3 protein-coding genes are annotated in these 3,035 nt (G+C 41.5%); 1 reads left to right on the forward strand and 2 read right to left on the reverse strand.

Annotation, left to right across the window (positions count from 1 at the left end; genetic code table 11):
* Nucleotides 1–403 precede the first annotated feature (403 nt).
* The gene (locus ASV53_RS23410) at nt 404–1,690 is read left to right on the forward strand and encodes a DEAD/DEAH box helicase (RefSeq protein ID WP_094958912.1); all 1,287 of its coding nucleotides are present in this window, start codon (nt 404–406) and stop codon (nt 1,688–1,690) included.
* Here ASV53_RS23410 and ASV53_RS25300 read toward each other — a convergent pair.
* Together ASV53_RS25300 and ASV53_RS23415 are read right to left on the reverse strand one after the other, a co-directional pair.
* The gene (locus ASV53_RS25300; protein WP_141226306.1) at nt 1,676–1,921 is read right to left on the reverse strand and encodes a hypothetical protein; all 246 of its coding nucleotides are present in this window, start codon (nt 1,919–1,921) and stop codon (nt 1,676–1,678) included. The genes ASV53_RS23410 and ASV53_RS25300 overlap by 15 nt on opposite strands.
* Nucleotides 1,922–2,144: 223 nt before the next feature.
* The gene (locus tag ASV53_RS23415) at nt 2,145–2,855 is read right to left on the reverse strand and encodes a 4'-phosphopantetheinyl transferase family protein (protein ID WP_094958911.1); all 711 of its coding nucleotides are present in this window, start codon (nt 2,853–2,855) and stop codon (nt 2,145–2,147) included.
* Nucleotides 2,856–3,035: the final 180 nt, after the last annotated feature.

Below are 3,035 nucleotides of genomic sequence, written 5' to 3' on the forward strand. Positions count from 1 at the left end.
ACAAGGCTTATAGTAGGCAGCGTGAGTTGTTTATTAGTTACAGTTTATTCCACCACTCACTAACATGAAAGTGCTGGGAACGAAGATCTAAAACGCAAGAAACACCCTGTCATCATTAGGTTTTCCTTGCTTGTGATTAGCGTTTTAAGGTTATTATATGCAATTAGTGTTTTTTGATAATTGAGCAAAAACCTAAATCAGTCTTCGGTTTAACTGAACGATAGGTCTGCGGCCATACCGCCACCTTCTATACAGATCAAGGGTCAGCTAAGGCCTCTCAGAGTAGCAGAGCCCACTAATAGTTTACGCTATCACCATAGCTAAGCTATCAAAGCGCTACTTAATGCGGCGTAAATACGTTAAAATACCGCGCTATTATCTTAGCTCTGAGCCTTTTATATTAATGACTACTGCCACAACGCCAGCCAACTTCACGGAACTTGGCCTTATTTCACCTCTTTTAAATCGATTAACTGAGCTGGAATACCAACAGCCAACCCCTATTCAAGCGCAAGTTATTCCAAGTGTCTTAGTAGGACGTGACTTAATTGCAGGCGCTAACACTGGCTCGGGTAAAACAGCGGCTTTTGCATTACCTATCTTGCAGCACCTTGCGACACAAAGTGATCGTTCAGCTGGTGGAAAAGGTAATTACGTTAGTGGACTAATTTTGGTTCCTACCCGTGAACTTGCTAAGCAAGTTGCTGATAGCATTAAGTCTTACGCTACGCATTTTAATGGGGCGATTAAAACCGTTGCTGTTTTCGGTGGTGTGTCAGCGAATACTCAAATGCTTGCACTCCGTGGCGGTACAGATATTTTGGTTGCAACGCCAGGCCGTTTACTTGATCTGATTTCAAGTAATGCGATTAAGCTTGATAAGGTTAAAACCTTAGTGCTTGATGAAGCCGACCGCATGTTAAGCCTTGGTTTTACCGAAGAACTAGCGGAATTATTGGCACTGCTACCAGAGAAAAAGCAAACCTTGCTATTCTCGGCGACATTCCCAGAGCAAGTACAAACGTTAACGCAAGAACTGCTAAACGACCCTATCGAAGTTCAGCTACAAAGTTCTGACGCCAGCACCTTAGTACAGCGCGTATTTAACGTGAACAAAGGTGAGAAAACAGCCGTACTCGCACATTTGATCCAACAGCATCAATGGCGACAAGCACTGATTTTCGTTAATGCTAAAAACAGCTGTGAACACTTAGCGGATAAACTTCACAAACGTGGCATTAATGCAGAAGTATTCCACGGTGATAAAGGCCAAGGCGCTCGTACTCGCGTACTTGATGCGTTTAAATCGGGTGAGATTGAAGTATTAATTGCGACCGATATCGCGGCTCGTGGTTTAGACATTGAAAAACTGCCAGTAGTCATCAACTTCGATTTACCACGCAGCCCATCAGACTACATGCACCGTATCGGTCGTAGTGGTCGTGCGGGTGAAGTCGGCTTAGCATTATCGCTACTTGATTATGAAGATTACCATCACTTCAAAATCATCGAGAAGAAGAACAAGATCCGTCTTGAGCGTGAACAAGTTGAGGGCTTCGAAGTGGATGAAAACATCACAGCAGAACTTCTAGCTGCCATTAAACCTGTGGCGAAACCTGAAGGCACAGGTAAGAAAAAGCGTAAAAACAAAGCACCATCAAATGCCGATGTTTGGTTAAACAACTTTTAATCTTATATCAAGCAACAGCTTTGAATCACTGAGCCCAGCATTTTGCTGGGCTTTCTTATATGCGGTGAAATCACCCAAATACCCTTCACGCAGTACTTTGCCATCTTTCAGAATGATGTAGCCATCAGTATGATCGTTAATCATCGTCTCCCGAAATGACATCACTTCATCATAAGCACACTTGTGTTGAACAATATCTGGGTTAAGCGCCCGAGGGGATTGCCCGATCACGAGCGACCATCACGCTCGGGTGGACCCCATATTTTGGAATTCCCACTGATTAAAAGGAGCATGGGTAACCTCCCCCTAGCGCGGGCATTAGCAGTATCAACCTTGGCTCTTTTCATCTGAGCATCTTTACTGCTACAAATTCAACAATTTCTGACAAACCACTATCCATCGCTTAGTTAACCACTTTTCGTCAACTGATTCAGAAAATGATCTCGCCAATGAGCTAAGACACACTAAGATCAGCTGCGAATTTGAGATTGTGTGTTGAGAGAGTGCACCAAGTCATCACTGTATTTGCATTACAAAAATGGTAGTTAACAACGACATTAGGATACAGAGCTTCAAATAAAAAATAAGAAAACTGAAATTTTAACTCCCCGTTTTTTGTATCAACTGCAATCAGCCGCACACAGTCAAAATCTAAGATCTGCTTTACAAAAGGGAAAATAGCTTTATAAATTGACTCTTTCGCAGAAAAAATCAAGGTTAAAAAATACTGAAATTCTTCAAAGAGCTCTGCAAAGACTGACTCGCTCTTTGACAACACTTGATTGGCGATTTCTCGTGCACACAACGCGTTGATCACTTCCTCAATATCTATCCCAACAGAAACACATTCATCACTTTTCATTCCCACCATTGCTATGGCATGACCCGAACAATGAGAAATAGAACCAACCACTCCATTGGGCCATAAAGGTTGCCTAAACTCTCCAATTTTAATGCTAGCAACGCTGGATTTTCCCAATTTATAGAGCCCACGTTGCGCACACACTCTACCAGCTAAAAATTCACACTGCCGCTTTAATACTGCCTTATTTAAGGTATCAGGCAGATCAGCCCCTTCCATCAACATCGCACTTATGAAGTTTTGTGAGTAATCCACGTTTAAAAATTGGAACTCTAACAAACTAGGAAAATTCGGTATGAGCATCAATATTCTTCCAATCAAACAACTTTATCGATAATAATTCTCAGTTACAATCAATCATATGTAAAACAATCTCTTACAGTAATAAGAATATCTTTCCATGCCTTTTCACTGCATCTAGCTTCTTAGCTTATATTGACAAGTAACTATTAGTTTTACATTACAATCAATAGTGATAATAAT

The sequence above is a fragment of the Photobacterium sanguinicancri genome, from assembly GCF_002265265.1.
GTDB lineage: Bacteria > Pseudomonadota > Gammaproteobacteria > Enterobacterales > Vibrionaceae > Photobacterium > Photobacterium sanguinicancri.

Excerpts from the sequence above, each read along its gene's own strand:
- ASV53_RS23410 (WP_094958912.1), top strand. The coding sequence starts at position 404 with ATGACTACTGCCACAACGCCAGCCAACTTCACGGAACTTGGCCTTATT.
- ASV53_RS23415 (WP_094958911.1), bottom strand. The coding sequence starts at position 2,855 with ATGCTCATACCGAATTTTCCTAGTTTGTTAGAGTTCCAATTTTTAAAC.